Annotated in this window: 12 protein-coding genes and 1 tRNA gene; 6 read left to right on the top strand and 7 right to left on the bottom strand. The window is 72.6% G+C overall.

Annotation, left to right across the window (positions count from 1 at the left end; genetic code table 11):
* Positions 1-50: 50 nt before the first annotated feature.
* The 3 genes from ACFYZZ_RS40825 to ACFYZZ_RS40815 form a co-directional block, all read right to left on the bottom strand.
* On the bottom strand, positions 51-3,911 hold the full coding sequence (locus tag ACFYZZ_RS40825; RefSeq protein ID WP_389187710.1) for a Pls/PosA family non-ribosomal peptide synthetase: 3,861 nt from the start codon (positions 3,909-3,911) through the stop codon (positions 51-53).
* Positions 3,912-4,177: 266 nt separating this feature from the next.
* A complete protein-coding gene (locus ACFYZZ_RS40820) occupies positions 4,178-4,315 on the bottom strand; it encodes a hypothetical protein (RefSeq protein WP_389187707.1) in 138 nt (45 codons plus the stop codon).
* Between the two features lie 153 nt (positions 4,316-4,468).
* Positions 4,469-4,556 (bottom strand) — tRNA-Leu (locus ACFYZZ_RS40815).
* 198 nt (positions 4,557-4,754) lie between these two features.
* Here ACFYZZ_RS40815 and ACFYZZ_RS40810 point away from each other — a divergent pair.
* The 3 genes from ACFYZZ_RS40810 (at position 4,755) to ACFYZZ_RS40800 (ending at position 7,423) form a co-directional block, all read left to right on the top strand.
* Positions 4,755-6,080 (top strand): M20/M25/M40 family metallo-hydrolase, encoded by a 1,326-nt coding sequence (locus ACFYZZ_RS40810; protein WP_389187704.1) that lies wholly within the window; start codon positions 4,755-4,757, stop codon positions 6,078-6,080.
* A 146-nt stretch (positions 6,081-6,226) separates the two neighbouring features.
* A complete protein-coding gene (chpH, locus tag ACFYZZ_RS40805) occupies positions 6,227-6,460 on the top strand; it encodes a chaplin ChpH (RefSeq protein ID WP_389187701.1) in 234 nt (77 codons plus the stop codon).
* A 141-nt stretch (positions 6,461-6,601) separates the two neighbouring features.
* Positions 6,602-7,423 carry a chaplin family protein gene (locus tag ACFYZZ_RS40800; RefSeq protein WP_389187699.1) on the top strand — a complete coding sequence of 274 codons (822 nt, stop codon included), beginning with the start codon at positions 6,602-6,604 and terminating at the stop codon, positions 7,421-7,423.
* Positions 7,424-7,494: 71 nt separating this feature from the next.
* Here the strand turns inward: ACFYZZ_RS40800 and ACFYZZ_RS40795 are convergent, their stop codons facing one another.
* On the bottom strand, positions 7,495-7,683 hold the full coding sequence (locus ACFYZZ_RS40795; protein ID WP_005485166.1) for a DUF5703 family protein: 189 nt from the start codon (positions 7,681-7,683) through the stop codon (positions 7,495-7,497).
* Between the two features lie 47 nt (positions 7,684-7,730).
* Here ACFYZZ_RS40795 and ACFYZZ_RS40790 point away from each other — a divergent pair, with 47 nt between their 5' ends.
* Positions 7,731-8,465, top strand: a complete 735-nt coding sequence (locus ACFYZZ_RS40790; RefSeq protein ID WP_389187696.1) for a hypothetical protein — start codon at positions 7,731-7,733, stop codon at positions 8,463-8,465.
* Between the two features lie 137 nt (positions 8,466-8,602).
* On the opposite strand, the gene ACFYZZ_RS40785 is transcribed toward ACFYZZ_RS40790, so the two are convergent.
* Together ACFYZZ_RS40785 and ACFYZZ_RS40780 are read right to left on the bottom strand one after the other, a co-directional pair.
* Positions 8,603-10,843 carry a helix-hairpin-helix domain-containing protein gene (locus ACFYZZ_RS40785; protein ID WP_389187693.1) on the bottom strand — a complete coding sequence of 747 codons (2,241 nt, stop codon included), beginning with the start codon at positions 10,841-10,843 and terminating at the stop codon, positions 8,603-8,605.
* Positions 10,840-11,823, bottom strand: a complete 984-nt coding sequence (locus tag ACFYZZ_RS40780) for an aldo/keto reductase (protein ID WP_389187691.1) — start codon at positions 11,821-11,823, stop codon at positions 10,840-10,842. The genes ACFYZZ_RS40785 and ACFYZZ_RS40780 overlap by 4 nt, the downstream gene beginning before the upstream one ends.
* A 174-nt stretch (positions 11,824-11,997) precedes the next feature.
* On the opposite strand from ACFYZZ_RS40780, the gene ACFYZZ_RS40775 reads away from it, so the two are divergent.
* Positions 11,998-13,053: an LLM class F420-dependent oxidoreductase gene (locus ACFYZZ_RS40775; RefSeq protein WP_389187688.1), complete on the top strand. Its 1,056-nt coding sequence runs from the start codon at positions 11,998-12,000 to the stop codon at positions 13,051-13,053.
* A 201-nt stretch (positions 13,054-13,254) separates the two neighbouring features.
* Positions 13,255-14,043, top strand: a complete 789-nt coding sequence (locus tag ACFYZZ_RS40770) for a ferritin-like domain-containing protein (protein ID WP_389187685.1) — start codon at positions 13,255-13,257, stop codon at positions 14,041-14,043.
* A gap of 7 nt (positions 14,044-14,050) precedes the next feature.
* Here the strand turns inward: ACFYZZ_RS40770 and corA are convergent, their stop codons facing one another.
* Positions 14,051-15,046 carry a magnesium/cobalt transporter CorA gene (gene corA / locus ACFYZZ_RS40765; protein ID WP_389187682.1) on the bottom strand — a complete coding sequence of 332 codons (996 nt, stop codon included), beginning with the start codon at positions 15,044-15,046 and terminating at the stop codon, positions 14,051-14,053.
* Between the last annotated feature and the right edge of the window lie 2 nt (positions 15,047-15,048).

Here is a 15,048-nt window from a genome sequence, read left to right as displayed (position 1 = left end):
GCCACCACTCCGTGCCGGTGCACCGCTCACCGAGCCCGAAAAGGCTGCGCTCACGGACGCCATGCCTCGATCGGGTTGCCGAGCCAGCGGGTGTCGTCCGGTACGGACTCCGCGGCCATGACGAGCGACGCGGGACCCAGGGTCGTACGGGCCCCGACCGTGCTGCCGGGCAGCACGATCCCGCCAGGACCCAGCGTGGCGCCCTCACGGAGGACCACAGTATCCGTCCGCAAGATCCGGTCGTGGAAGAGGTGAGTCTGCAGGACGCAGCCGCGGTTCACGGTGGCCGCGTCCTCCAGGGTCACCAGGTCCGTCTCCGGCAGCCAGTAGCTCTCCACCCAGACGCCCTTGCCGATGCGGGCGCCGAGCCCGCGCAGCCACGCCGTCATCACCGGGGTCCCCGGCACGGCCCCGGCCAGCCACGGCACGGCCAGCACCTCGACGAACGTGTCCGCCAGCTCGCCCCGCCACACGAAGGAACTCCACAGCGGATGCTCCCCGGCGCGGTGCCGCCCCACCAGCAGCCACTTCGCCACGACGGACGCGAGCGCGGCCGCGGCCCCGGCCGCGAGCAGCACCAGCCCCGACAGCAGCGGCGCCCACGGCCCCAGCGCACACAGCGCCGCCACCGTCAGCACGGCCAGCCCCGCCGAGCAGAACACCGGCACGATCCGGCACAGCTCCACCAGACCGCGCGCCCACAGCAGCCGGGCGGGCGGGTCGTACGTACGGCTCTGATCCCCGCCGGTTGCGCTGCGCGGCAGCTTCACCGGCGGCAGCCCCAGATACGAGGTGCCCTTCTTCGCCTTCTTGGGCGTCGCCGACAGCACGCCGACCAGGCCGCCGTCCGGCACGCTCCGCCCCGGCGCGGTCATCCCGGAGTTCCCGAGGAAGGCCCGCCGCCCGATCTCCGCACGCCCGATCCGCACCCAGCCGCCACCCAGCTCGTACGGCGCGGTCAGCGTGTCGTCGGCCAGGAAGGCCCCGTCGCCGACCGTGGTCAGGCTCGGCAGCGCGAGCACGGTCGACACCTCGGCGCCCCGCCCCACGCGCATTCCCAGCAGCCGCAGCCACACCGGCGTGACCAGCCCGGCGTACAGCGGGAACAGCGTCTCGCGGGACCGGTCCATCAGCTGCGTCACGGTCCACGCCTGCCAGCCGACCCGGCTGTGCGTCGGGTGCGTACCCTCGCGCAGCCCGAGGCTGAGCAGGCGTACGGCGATGAGGATCAGCAGCGCGTACGCCAGCCCGAAGGCCAGTGTGGCCGGGACGAGCGCGAGCGCGGCTTTGCCAAGGGCCTCGGTGAGTCCGGCCCCGGGTGCCACAAAGACACGAGCGACCAGCAGCGCGGCCACACCCGCCGACACCGGCATGGCACTCAGCGCAACGCCCGTCACGCCGTACATGACCCGCCAGTACGTGCCCCGCTGCGGCCGCTCCTTCGGCCAGTTGCGCTTGGCCTTGCCGAGCTTGACCGCGGGCGCGCCCGCCCACCGCTGACCGGTGGGCACCTGCCCGGTCACCGCCGACCCCGGCGCCACCTCGGCCCGCTTGCCGACCCGCGCGCCCGGGAAGAGCATGCTGCGCGTCCCCACGACGGCGTGCGCGCCGACCCGCACCGGACCGACCTCCAATCGGTCACCGTCCAGCCAGTACCCGCTCAGGTCCACCTCGGACTCTACGGCCGCCCCGCGCCCCAGCCGGAGCAGGCCGGTGACCGGCGGCAGCGAGTGCAGGTCCACCTCGGGCCCGATCCGTGCGCCCAGCGCCCGCGCGTACCGCTCCAGCCACGAGCCGGTCAGCGAGGTGGCGCCGCTGAACTCGGCCAGCCGCTCGGCGGTCCACAGCCGCAGATGCACGCTCCCGCCCCGCGGGTACCGCCCGGGCGCAAGGCCCCGCAGCAGCAGCCGCGCCCCGCCCGCCGCGATCGCGATCCGGCCGGGCGGGCTGAAGAACAACAGGGCGCCGGCCGCGAGCAGCCACCAGGGAGCGGTCGGCAGCCAGGCGTAGGCCGGCAGCAGGTTCCCGACGGCGGCCAGGACCACCGTCCAGCGCAGCCCGAGCAGCGTGAGCAGCGGGACGAGCAGCAGGAGCTGGACGGCCTGGGCGCGCACCGGCACCGGAGCGACCGTCCGCTGTGCGCCGTCGTCCTGCGCCGAGGCCTCCAGGCGCCGGGCCAGCTTGCGCAGGGTGGGCTGCTGGTAGATGTCGAGCACGGCGGCGCTCGGGTAGCGGGTGCGCAGCCGGGTGGTGAGCTGGGCGGCGGCCAGGCTGCCGCCGCCGATCGCGAAGAAGTCGTCGGAGGCGCTGGTCACCGGGATGCCCAGCACCTCGGCCCACTGCTCGGCGAGCCAGGCCTCGGTGCCGTACAGATCGGCCTTGGGGGTCTCCACGCCCTCCAGCGGCCACGGCAGGGCGTTCCGGTCCACCTTTCCGGACGTCCGGGTCGGCAGCTCGGCGACGGGCGCGAGCAGCGGCACCAGCGCGGCGGGCAGCTCCGCGCGCAGCTTCTCGACGGCGGCCGCCTGGTCCCAGCCGTCCTGGGTGACGACGTACCCGACGAGGAGCTGGTTGCCGCTACGGGCGGTGCGCACCGCGGCGGCGGCCCCCGCGACACCGGGCAGCGCCTGCAGCGCGGCGTCCACCTCGCCCAGCTCGATCCGCCGCCCGCCGAGCTTGATCTGCTCGTCGGCCCGCCCCAGGAAGATCAGTCCCTCGGGCTCGGCCTTGACCAGGTCACCACTGCGATACGCCCGCTCCCAGCCCAGCGACTCCAGCGGCGCATACTTCTCCGCGTCCTTCTCGGGATCGAGATACCGCGCGAGCCCGACCCCGCCGATCACGAGCTGCCCACTGCCCCCCAGGGGCACGGGCTCCCCGCTCTCGTCGACGACGGCCAGCTCCCACCCGTTCAGCGGCAGCCCGATCCGCACCGGCTCCTCACCCGTGAGCAGCGCCGCGCAAGCCACGACGGTCGCCTCGGTCGGCCCGTAGGTGTTCCACACCTCGCGCCCCTCGGTGACCAGCCGCTGCGCCAGCTCGGGCGGGCAGGCCTCGCCGCCGAAGATCAGCAGCCGTACGTCGTTCAGGGTCTCGGGCTCCCACAGCGCGGCCAGAGTGGGCACGGTCGACACGACCGTGATCTCCTGCTCGACCAGCCAGGGCCCCAGATCGGCACCGCTCCTGACCTGCGACCGGGGCACGGGCACCAGACAGGCGCCGTACCGCCAGGCCAGCCACATCTCCTCGCAGGACGCGTCGAACGCCACGGACAGCCCCGCCATGACCCGGTCGCCGGGCCCGATCGGCTCGTCGGCGAGGAAGAGGGCCGCCTCCGCGTCCACGAACGCGGCGGCGCTGCGGTGCGTGACGGCCACGCCCTTCGGCTTCCCGGTGGACCCGGAGGTGAAGATGATCCAGGCGTCGTGCTCGACACCGGGCCGGGCGGCGGGGGAGCCGGCGGCGCCCTGGGTGGTGACAGTGCGCCCGGCCCCGATGACGGCCCGTACGGCCGCCTCCCCGAACACCAACTCGGCCCGCTCCTCCGGGTCCTCGGCGTCCACGGGGACGTAGGCGGCACCGGCGGCGAGCACGGCGAGAATCGCCACGTACAGCTCGTTGGTCCCGGAGGGAACCCGCACCCCGACCCGGTCCCCGAGCCCGACGCCCGCCTCGGCGAGCTGCCGCCGCAACTGCTCCACCTCCACGGCCAGTCCGCGGTAGGTGAGGCGGTGGGTGCCGTCGTCCAGGGCGAGTTCGTCGGGGTACGACCGCACGGAGGCGTCGAAGATGTCGACCAGCGTGCGCGGTGAGGCGGCGGGCCCCGCGGAGAAGCGTGCCCTGTCGCCGAACTGCGTGCGGAACTCTTCGTCGAGCAGGCCGAGAGCGCTGCTCTCGTCTATGGCTGCCATCGGTCCTCGCGTCTCGATCCCGGAAGCCTCCGGGGCGCTGGCGGGCCCGCAGGTCTGCCTGGGGTTGTCCGGCTCCAGCTCGGTAACAAGCCGGAAATATTAGTACGACGCTAGGCTCCGCCACTTGGTCCAGCCACCCGGCAAGGCTGTCCGGGTGACTGGGAGCGGACCGGACTGACGCTGCTGACCTGCTGTTTTCCTGCTCCACGAGAGATGCCCCACACGCACCGCAAGGGAGCGGACACACAGGGCAATTTGTGTGGCCGTCAGCTCCCGCCGCCCGCAGCGAACTTCGCTACGAGTTCCCGCAGGGGCTGTGCCGCCTGCTCGGGCGCCGGCCGGGTGTCGATGCCCAGGGCGCGGATGGTCCCGAGATGCCGCCCGCCCGGTCCGTCGATACGCACGGTACGGCTCGTGGCACCCTCCGGACCGGGTGGACGAGGGCGGCGGGCGGGGCGTCCGGTGTGGTGTATCCGGCGATGTACGTGAGGAGCTGATGCCCGGTGCCGCCGCGGATGAGGAAAAGCAGAGGGCCCCTGATGAACAGGGGCCCTCACTGGTGTCCGAGGGGGGACTTGAACCCCCACGCCCGATAAAGGGCACTAGCACCTCAAGCTAGCGCGTCTGCCATTCCGCCACCCGGACAAGGTGTCTGTCGTGCGGGGTTTCCCTCGCGGCGACGAAGGAAACATTACCAGGCTTTCGGGGGTGGCTGATCACACCCCGTCCCGCTGCCCCGGTCCCGCGTGAACGGCGTGTGACGGGCCGGGACCGGTCTTGGGCCCGGGGTCGGGCCGGAGAGAGGATGAGGGGGACAACCAGCAGACAGCGGAAGGACGCAGCGTGAGCGAGACGGACACGGCGAAGGGCGTCACCGGCGAGGACGAGGTCGTGGACCTCTGCCGCGAGCTGATCCGGTTCGACACCAGCAACTACGGCGACCACTCGGGCCCCGGCGAGCGCACGGCCGCCGAGTACGTCGCGGAGAAGCTCGCCGAGGTCGGGCTGGAGCCGAAGATCTTCGAGTCGCACCCGGGGCGCGCCTCCACCGTGGCCCGGATCGAGGGCGAGGACCCCTCCCGGCCCGCGCTGCTCATCCACGGCCACCTGGACGTCGTACCGGCCAACGCCGACGACTGGACCCACCACCCGTTCTCCGGTGAGGTCACCGACGGATGCGTCTGGGGGCGCGGGGCCGTCGACATGAAGGACATGGACGCCATGACCCTCGCGGTCGTGCGCGACCGGCTGCGCAGCGGGCGGCGGCCGCCGCGGGACATCGTGCTCGCCTTCCTCGCCGACGAGGAGGCCGGCGGCACGTACGGCGCCCGGCACCTGGTCGACCGGCACCCGGACCTGTTCGAGGGCGTGACCGAGGCGATCAGCGAGGTGGGCGGCTTCTCCTTCACCGTGAACGAGCAGCGGCGGCTCTATCTGATCCAGACGGCCGAGAAGGGCATGCACTGGATGAAGCTCACCGTGGCCGGCACCGCCGGGCACGGGTCGATGATCCACCGGGACAACGCCATCACCGAGCTGTCCGAGGCGGTCGCCCGGGTCGGCCGGCACAGGTTCCCGGTGCGGGTCACCAAGACCACCCGGGCCTTCCTCGACGAGCTGGGCGACGCGCTCGGCACCGAGCTGGACCCGGAGGACATGGAGTCCACCCTGGCCAAGCTCGGCGGCATCGCCAAGCTCATCGGCGCGACCCTGAGCAACACCGCCAACCCCACCCAGCTGAACGCCGGTTACAAGGTCAACGTCATCCCGGGCCAGGCCACCGCGCACATCGACGGACGCTTCCTGCCGGGCCACGAGGAGGAGTTCCTCGGCGACCTCGACCGGCTGCTCGGACCGCACGTCCGGCGCGAGGACGTGCACTCCGACAAGGCGCTGGAGACGAGCTTCGACGGCGCGCTCGTCGAGGCCATGCAGTCCGCGCTGCTGGCCGAGGACCCGACCGCCAAGGCGATCCCCTACATGCTCTCCGGCGGCACCGACGCCAAGTCCTTCGACGACCTCGGCATCCGCGGCTTCGGCTTCGCGCCGCTCAAGCTGCCGCCGGAGCTGGACTTCGCCGGCATGTTCCACGGCGTGGACGAGCGGGTGCCGGTGGACGGGCTGAAGTTCGGCGTGCGGGTCCTGGACCGGTTTATCGACGCGTCGTGAAGTCTTGGGCGCTGGTATTCGGGCGTCCGTACGAGATCGACTGAGAAGAGTGAATGCGACGATAAGCTCGTAGCTCCATTACTCCCTCCTCGTTACAGGTGATGCGATGCCGCATTGTGGATCGCATTTGCCTACAAGGAGGAATAATGATCAAGAAGGTCGTCGCTGCCGCCGCTGCCACCGGTGGTCTGGTTCTCGCCGGCGCGGGCCTGGCCGTTGCCGACTCGGGTGCCCAGGGTGCCGCCGTGAACTCGCCCGGCGTCGTTTCCGGCAACGTCGTCCAGGTGCCCGTGCACGTCCCGGTGAACGTGTGCGGCAACACGATCAACGTGATCGGGCTCCTGAACCCCGCCTTCGGCAACACCTGCATCAACGACTGACGCCGACTTTCTGAAGAGCGTCTATCACGAGCCGTCGGCCTCGGGGTGCGCGCCATGCGCTCCGAGGCCGACCGGTCTTTTTACCGCGGAACTCCTTTCCGTGGAATGCACGGAGAATCGAAGGCAGGGGGGAATCCAGAAATGCGACAGAGCACCCGCAAGGGCCTGCTGACCATGGCGGCCGCCACCGGTGTGATCGCCGCCGCGAGCGGCTACGCACAGGCCGACTCGGGCGCGATCGGCTCCGCGGCCGGCTCGCCCGGCGTACTGTCCGGCAACACGGTGCAGGCGCCGGTACACGTGCCGGTGAACGTCTGCGGCAACACCGTCAACGTGGTCGGGCTCCTCAACCCGGCCGTGGGCAACAAATGCGCCAATCATGGCGGCAGCGACGCGGGGGGTCACGGCGGGTCCGGTGGCTCCGGCGGTTCGCACGCGGGCGGCGACACCAGTGACTCGCCGGGCGTCGGCTCGGGCAACACCGTCCAGGTGCCGATCGACGTCCCGGTGAACGTGTGCGGCAACAGCGTGGACGTCGTCGGGGCAGGCAACGCCACCACGGGCAACGACTGTGCCAACGGCGGCGGTCAGCAGAGCCAGCCGCCCGGGAATCCGGGCGAGCCGGGGCATCCCGGTCAGCCGGGGCACCCGGGCCAGCCCGGTCAGCCGGGCCACCCTGGCACCCCGGGCCATCCCGGTACGCCTGGTCACCCGGGTACGCCCGGTCAGCCTGGGCACCCGGGAACTCCGGGCCACCCGGGGACCCCGCCCGCAGGCGGCGGCCACACCCCGAACGGCTCGTCCCAGGTCAAGCAGCAGGGCGGACACACCAGCACGTACCTGAACACCGCCCAGCTCGCCCACACCGGCAGTGACCTGCCGCTGGGCCTCGCGCTGCCGGCGGGCGCGGGCGCGCTGCTCGCGGGCGCCGTGCTGTACCGCAAGGCCCGGGCCTCGGCGTAGCGCGACAGCGGCCGGACAACGGAGCGGGCCCTGCCAGGACGGCGGGGCCCGCTCTGTTCATGCGTGCCGCCTCACCACGTGGCCCGCACCTGGCGGATGATCCGTCGGCGCAACCGCACCCTGCGGCTGCCGTCTCGCAGCAGGCTCAGTCGGTCCAACTCCCAGTGTCCGTACTCGGCATGGTCCGTCAGCAGACGTGTCGCGTCCTTGCGGGACACCCCGCGCGGTACGTACACGTCGACAAATTCGTATTCCGGCATCGCATCTATTGTGCGGGCTGGTGCCCGGTACGGATAGCGTCTGCACTATGTCTGATGCTGCGCAGCCCACCGCTGCCGAGGTACGCGCCGCCGCCGAGGCGGTCAAGACCGCGCTCGACCGTCACCTGGCGGCGGTCGAAGCCAGGTCGGGGGAGGACGACCCGGCCGTCTACGAGGCGTTCAACGAGCTGGCCGCGGCCGCCGAGGTGTACGACGAGCTGCTCTACGACCGCTACGACGAGGTCACGCCCTTCGAGATCCCCGGTGCGGACGACTCGCTGCCGCCGTACGCGGGCCCCGAGGAACCGAACGCGATCAGTGTGCTGATCCGACGCGACTACGCCGTGGCGGAGCCCCAGCGGCTGCTGGCGCAGGCCCAGCGGGTCGAAGCGGTGGAGTACGAGGACGACGGCGGCGCGGGGGAGGACGCCGCCGGTACGGTCCACGGCGCGCTGGGCGTCCTGTTCGGCGAGTTCGAACCGGACGAGATCGCTTCCCGGCACAAGGAGTTCGGCCTGGAGGAGGGCGACTCCACGCTCTGGGTCACGGCCGCGGACGAGCCGGCCGAGCCCGGGGAGTGGCTGGAGGCGCCGTTCGAGCAGGTCGACCCGCAGCGGGTGGTGTGCCGATTCGACGTCAGCGCGGTGTTCGACGAGGACGTCTCCGACGACATCGAGGAGGAGGACGACCTGGAGTTCGACGGCGACGAGGACGAGGACCAGGACGAGGACCAGGACGAGGACCAGGACGAGGACCTGGAGCCGATCGACGCCGAGCGGTGAGCCGAGGCGGCGGTGCCGTGGGGCCGGACGCCCGTACGGCACCTCCCTCACTGCCTCAAGGGCGTGGGGGGACCCCCCAGATCCGCCGTTGTGGCTGATCGGCCTTGCGGCTGATCGCCGTTGCGGCGCAGGACTCGTCAGCCGGCCGGCGAGACCTGCGTGCGCAGCAGCGTCTGCAGGCGCGTCGAGCGGGGCTTGGCCGAGACCTCGGCGACCGCCTTCGGCAGGGCCTGCTCCACACCGTGCACCACCGACAGATGCCGCTCCGCCCGGCCGAACGCCGTGTACACCCAGGGTCTGCTGAGCGTCTGCGCGGCGTCGCCGGGCAGCACGACCACCGCGGCCGGCCAGCGGCCGCCCACCGCCTGGTGTGCGGTCAGCGCCCAGCCGTGCCGTACGCACTGCTCCACCCGCTCCCGCGGTACGACGACGGGAGCGCCGGCGCACTCCAGGTGCAGCCCGTCGGCGTCGGCGTTCACCACCCGGCCCGGCACCGTACGGCCCGGGGCGGGGGAGTAGGCGATCCGGTCGCCGGCGTCGAAGCCGCCGAAGCGGCCGGGGCCCGGGTTGAGGCGTTCCTTCAAAGCGGAGTTGAGCGCCCGGGTGCCCGCTGCGCCGCCGTGGCCCGGGGTGATCACCACGGCCTGCTCGGCCGGCACGCCGATGGCCCGCGGCACCGAGTCCGCGACCAGCTGCACGGTCCGGTGCACGGCCTCGCCGGCGTCCCGCACCGGGACGATGACGATCTCCTTGCCGGGCGCCTCGACCTGGTTCAGCTCGCCGACGCCGATGCCGGAGACCAGCTCGCCGAGCGGGCCGGGGTCCGGGGTGCGGGAGGCGATCTGTGGGCAGGCACGGGCCGCGAGCAGATCGGCGAAGACCCGCCCGGGTCCGGCCGACCACAGCACCGCGGGGTCGCCGCTCAGCACCAGGCGGGCGCCGTCGGGCAGCGACTCCACCAGCATCGCGGCGCTCTCCACGTCGAGTTGGGGCGCGTCCAGCACGATCAGCAGGTCGAGATCCAGGGCGCCGTCGGCGTCCCGGCCGGGGCCCTCGGCACCGGACAGGAGACCGGCGACGGTGCCCACGGCCTCCTCCGCTCCCTCGCCCACCAGCGCGGCGAGGCGACGGCTGCCGTCGGGGGTGTGGCAGACGGCGAAGGCACGCAGACCGGCGGAGCGGGCGGCGCCGAGCAGGGCGGCCGGTTCGGCGCGGGCCGCCTCGGCGCCGGTGTGCAGCACCAGGCCGTGCCCGGCGACCGCGCGGGCCAGCTCGGCAGCACCGCCGGCCGCCCCGGCAGCGGCCGCCTCCCACCGCTCGGCAGCTTCCTTGGAGGTCGAGTTGACCAGGCGGGCCAGGCCGTCGGCGAGGCTCTCCTCGGCGAGCGCATACCGCTCAAGGCCGACGAGGACGCGGACCGGGCGCTCCTCCTCCTCGCCGTCCTCCTCCTGCGGGGCCGGGGCGCCGGGCTCCTCCAGGGCGTCCTGGAAGACCAGCGCCTCGCCCTCGGCGATGGTGTCCTGCACGGCCGCGTCCGCGTCGGGCACGCCCCGCTGGGCCAGGGCCGCGGTGAGCGCCGGCAGTTCCAGGGCGGTGTGCCCGGCCAGCGCCGCCTGCTCCAGCAGCCAGACGGCCAGCGCGCGGACCCGCCGCTCGTCGTCCGGACCGCACGCCGCGCCGAGCAGCGCCCGCGCGAACCCGTCGGCCTGCTCCGGCCGTACACCGCCGATCCGCAGCAGCTGCCAGGGGTCCTCCCGGAGCGCGGTGTCGGCGCCCTCGCCGAGGGCTGCCGCCACCTGGGGCGCGAGGGCCTCGGGTGCGCCGCCCTCGCGCAGCACACGCCGCACGGTCTCGACGGCCTCGGCGGCCGGGGCAGCGGGTGCGGCGGCCGCTGGGGCGGGCTGCGCAGGCCGTACGGGCGCCGGGGCGGGTCGGCGCGGGGCCGGCTCCGGCTCGGCGAAGGCCGTGGCGACCGGCTTCTCGCCGCTCTCCACCGCGCGGACCGCGGCGAGCAGGTCGGCGGCCTTGCCGCTGAGCTTGGTGCCGCTCTCGATGGGCCCCTTCTTCTCCGCCTTGCGTCGCTCGATCCGCTCCCGCTCGACCTGCTGCGCGGCCAGCTCGGCCTCGGCCTCCGACCGCTCGGGCGCGGCTGCGCCCTCGGCCGTCTCGCCGGCGGTGGTTTCGCCCTCCGCGGTCTCGCCCTCCGCGGTCTCGCCCTCCGCGGTCTCGCCCTCCGCGGTCTCGCCCTCTGCGGTCTCGGCAGCGGCGGTCCCACGGCTGTCGTCGGCCGCCGTGTCCTGCTCCGGGGTTTCCGGGCTCGCCGGGTTCTCCGGGGTCCCCGGCCCGGTGTCCTCCGTGGTCTCCGGCTCCGTGCTCACAGCGTGCTCCAGTCGTGATCGGGATAGCGGTGCACGGGCGCCGACACATCGTCGAGCGCCCGGCAGATCTCGTCAGGAAGATTAAGCGCCTCCACTGACAACGCCGCCGTGAGCTGCTGTGCGTTGCGCGCGCCGACGATCGGGGCGGCCACTCCGGGCCGGTCCCGGACCCAGGCGAGGGCCACCTGGAGCGGGGTGACCGCGAGCCCGTCGGCGGCCGTCTGCACCGCGTCCACGATGCGCGTCGCGGTGTCGTCGAGATACGGCGCGACGAACGGCGCCAGGTGCTCGGAGGCGCCGCGCGAGTCCGCGGGAGTGGTGTGCCGGTACTTGGCGGTCAGCACGCCGCGGCCCAGCGGGGAGGAAGGCAGCAGGCCGACGCCCAGGTCGAGCGCGGCGGGCAGCACCTCCCGCTCGACGCCGCGCTGGAGCAGCGAGTACTCCAGCTGTGTGCTGGCCAGCCGGGTACGGGTGCCCGGCGCGGCGAGCTGCCAGGTGGCCGCCTTGGCGAGCTGCCAGCCGCAGAAGTTGGAGACGCCCGCGTACCGGGCGCGACCGCTGCTCACCGCCAGGTCGAGGGCCTGGAGCGTCTCCTCGAGCGGGGTGTCGGGGTCGAAGGCGTGGACGTGCCAGATGTCGACGTAGTCGGTGCCGAGGCGGGCCAGCGACGCGTCCAGGGCGGCGAGCAGATGGCCGCGGGAGCCGTCGAAGCGCCGGTCGGGGTCGGGCACGCTGCCCGCCTTGGTCGAGATCACCAGGTCCCGGCGCGGCACCAGTCCGTCTATCAGCTGTCCGAGCAGATACTCCGCCTCGCCGTCGCCGTACACGTCCGCGGTGTCGACGAGGCTTCCGCCGGCCTCCCAGAACGCCTTCAGCATGTCCGCGGCGTCGTGCTCGTCGGTGTCCCGGCCCCAGGTGAGGGTGCCGAGTCCGATCCGGGACACGCGCAGGCCTGTGCGGCCGAGATGCCTCTGCTCCATGTGCGCGAGATTACTGGCCAGAACTGGTGCGGTGGGTTGCCTGTGGACAACTCCGTCCGGTGTGATCGGCAGGGCCGGGTGCCCCCCGATCCCCGGCATGCCCTGCCCGTCGGCCCCGACCCCGCGCTATGGTCTCCGCCAAGCGACGTTACTCACGGGTAAGGGGAATCGGCCATGCAGCTCGGGATCAACCTCGGCTACTGGGGTGCCGGGATGGACGCGGACAATCTGGCCGTGGCGCAGGAGGCCGAGCGGCTGGGGTACGCCGTGTGCTGGGCCGCCGAGGCGTACGGCTCCGACGCGGCCACGGTGCTCACCTGGGTCGCCGCCCAGACCGAGCGCATCGACGTCGGCTCGGCCATCTTCCAGATCCCGGCCCGGCAGCCGGCGATGACGGCGATGACCGCGGCGACGCTCGACTCGCTGTCCAAGGGTCGCTTCCGGCTCGGCCTCGGCGTCTCCGGGCCGCAGGTCTCCGAGGGCTGGTACGGCGTCAAGTTCGACAAGCCGCTGGCCCGCACGCGCGAGTACGTGGAGATCATCCGGAAGGCGATGACGCGCGAGCGGCTGTCGTACGAGGGCGAGCACTGGACGCTGCCGCTGCCCGGCGGTCCGGGCAAGCCGATCAAGCTGACCGTGCACCCGGAGCGCGAGCACATCCCGCTGTACATCGCCGCCATCGGCCCCAAGAACCTGGAGCAGACCGGTGAGATCGCCGACGGCGCGCTGCTGATCTTCCCCGCGGCCGAACACCTCGAGGACACCGCGGTCAAGTACCTGCGGGCGGGCCGGGAGAAGGCCGGCAAGACCCTCGACGGGTTCGACATCTGCCCGACGCTGCCGCTCGCCGTCGGCGACGACAAGGACGTACCCCGGCTGGCCGACACCTTCCGCCCCTACACGGCGCTGTACGTGGGCGGCATGGGCAGCCGCAAGCAGAACTTCTACAACCAGCTCGCCCAGCGCATGGGATACGAGAAGGAGGCCGCCGAGATCCAGGACAAGTACCTGTCCGGGGACAAGGAGGGTGCCGCGGCCGCCATCCCGCAGGACCTCATCGACAAGACCACGCTGCTCGGCTCGGTGGAGCGCATCGCCGACCGCATGAAGGCCTACGCCGCAGCCGGGGTCACCACCCTCACCCTCGCCCCCGCCGGCTTCACGCTGGACGAGCGGCTCGCCTCCCTGCGGGCCGGCACCGAGGCCATGGAGCGCGCCGGGCTCGCCTGACAGGGGGAGTTTTCCGCGGCCGTGGTGGGGGCTCGGGGGTCTTCCCCGCCACGGCCGTCACGGGGAACAACGCGCCGGGCGCCGCGCGGTTACGACCCCGGTGCTACGCCTTTCGGCCGAGTCGGCCCGCGCAGCTGTTGCGGCTCCACTCTGTCCGCATTTGACTCGTTCTTTGCGGAATCCTGCAGAGAGGTGTCTGCCATGTTCTCGGCCAAGAGTCTGTTCCAGGAGATCCTCGACGACGACGAGTCCTTCCGGCTCTTCTGCTCCATCGCCGCCAGCGGGGAGTCCCAGGGCGGCTGGGAGAACGGCCGGATCTCCGCGCTGGTACCGCAGAGCGAACGGGCGATGGCCCCCAAGATCGCCCGGCACGGCGCCGACGAGGACAAGCACGGGCGCATCTTCCACGCCCTGCTGAAGAAGCGCGGCCTCACCCCGGTCCCGGTCCCGCCCGAGACCGACTACACGATGCTCCTGGAACGCGAGGGCATCGGTCTCGCCCACGACAAGCTCAGGCGGGACGAGCCGCTCACCGTGCGGGACGTCATCGTCTACCTCTCGCACAGCCGGGTCACCGAACAGCGGGCCTCCGAACAGATGGAGATGCTCCGCAGATACTTCGGCGACCATCCCGAGGTCGGCACGGCGGTACGGATGATCTCGGGCGACGAGGACAACCACCTCGCCTACGCCCACGAGGAACTGCTCCGCTTCGCCGCCGCCGGACACGGCCGGCTCATCCAGCGCACCCTGCGCGAGTGCGCGCTCGCCGAGATCCGTGTCTACCGCGACGTCAGCCTCGCCGTGATGGCCCACATGGGCCGCATCCTCGGCTGGCCGCGGGCCAGGTCGGCAGCCCTCACGGCCGGTATCCACGCCGTGTACGCCCACGAGCGGCTGGCGGGCTGGCACCGCATGGTGAGCCTGCGCATGCCCGAGCACCGCAACGCCCTCGGCGGGCCCGCCACCCCCGCCCCCGAGTACGCCTGAGCCGCGTTCACAGCCAGCCGCGCCGCTTGAAGGTCCGGTACAGCAGCACCTCCAGGGCGACCAGCAGCAGGATCACCGCCGGGTAGGACCACAGCCAGTGCAGCTCGGGCATGTGGTCGAAGTTCATGCCGTAGATCCCCGCCAGCATGGTGGGGACCGCGGCCATCGCCGCCCAGGCCGAGATCTTCCGCATGTCGTCGTTCTGCCGCACGCTCATCTGCGCCAGATGCGCCGACAGGATGTCCGACACCAGCCGGTCCAGGTTTTCCACGGACTCGTTCACGCGCGCGAGGTGGTCGTTCACGTCCCGGAAGAAGGGCCGCGCCTTCTCGTGCACGAAGGGCACCGCGACGCCGAGCGCGCCGGTACCGGCCAGCCGGGTCAGCGGTACCGCCAGCGGCACGGTGGCCCGGCGGAACTCCAGGATCTGCCGCTTGAAGGTGTAGACCCGGGACGCGGTGTGGCGGGTGCCGCCGCGCTCCGGCTGGAACACCTCGGCCTCCAGTTCCTCCAGGTCCGTCTGCAGCTCCGTCGCCACCTCCAGGTAGTGGTCGACGGTGGCGTCGGCGATCGCGTACAGCACCGCCGTGGGGCCCTTGGACAGCATCTCCGGGTCCTCCTCCAGCCGGTGCCGCAGAGCGGCGAGCGGCGAGCCCTCGCCGTGCCGGACGGTCACCACGAAGCCGTCGCCGATGAAGACCATGACCTCGCCGGCCGAGACGGCGTCGCTCTCCTGCTCGTACACCACCGGCTTGAGGACCATGAACAGCGAGTCGTCGTACACCTCCAGCTTGGGCCGCTGGTGCGCCTTCAAGGCGTCCTCGACCGCCAGAGGATGCAGCGCGAACTCCTGGGTGACCAGGTCGAACTCCCGCTCCGACGGCTCGTACAGCCCGATCCACATGAAACCGCCGGCCGCCCGTGCCTCGTCCAGGGCGTCGGACAGGTCCTCCGGGCCCTCGGTACGGTGACCGTCCCGGTAGATGGCGCAGTCCACGATCACGG

It is taken from the genome of Streptomyces sp. NPDC001816 (assembly GCF_042892235.1).
GTDB lineage: Bacteria > Actinomycetota > Actinomycetes > Streptomycetales > Streptomycetaceae > Streptomyces.
This window is presented reverse-complemented; position numbering and strand designations above follow the sequence as displayed.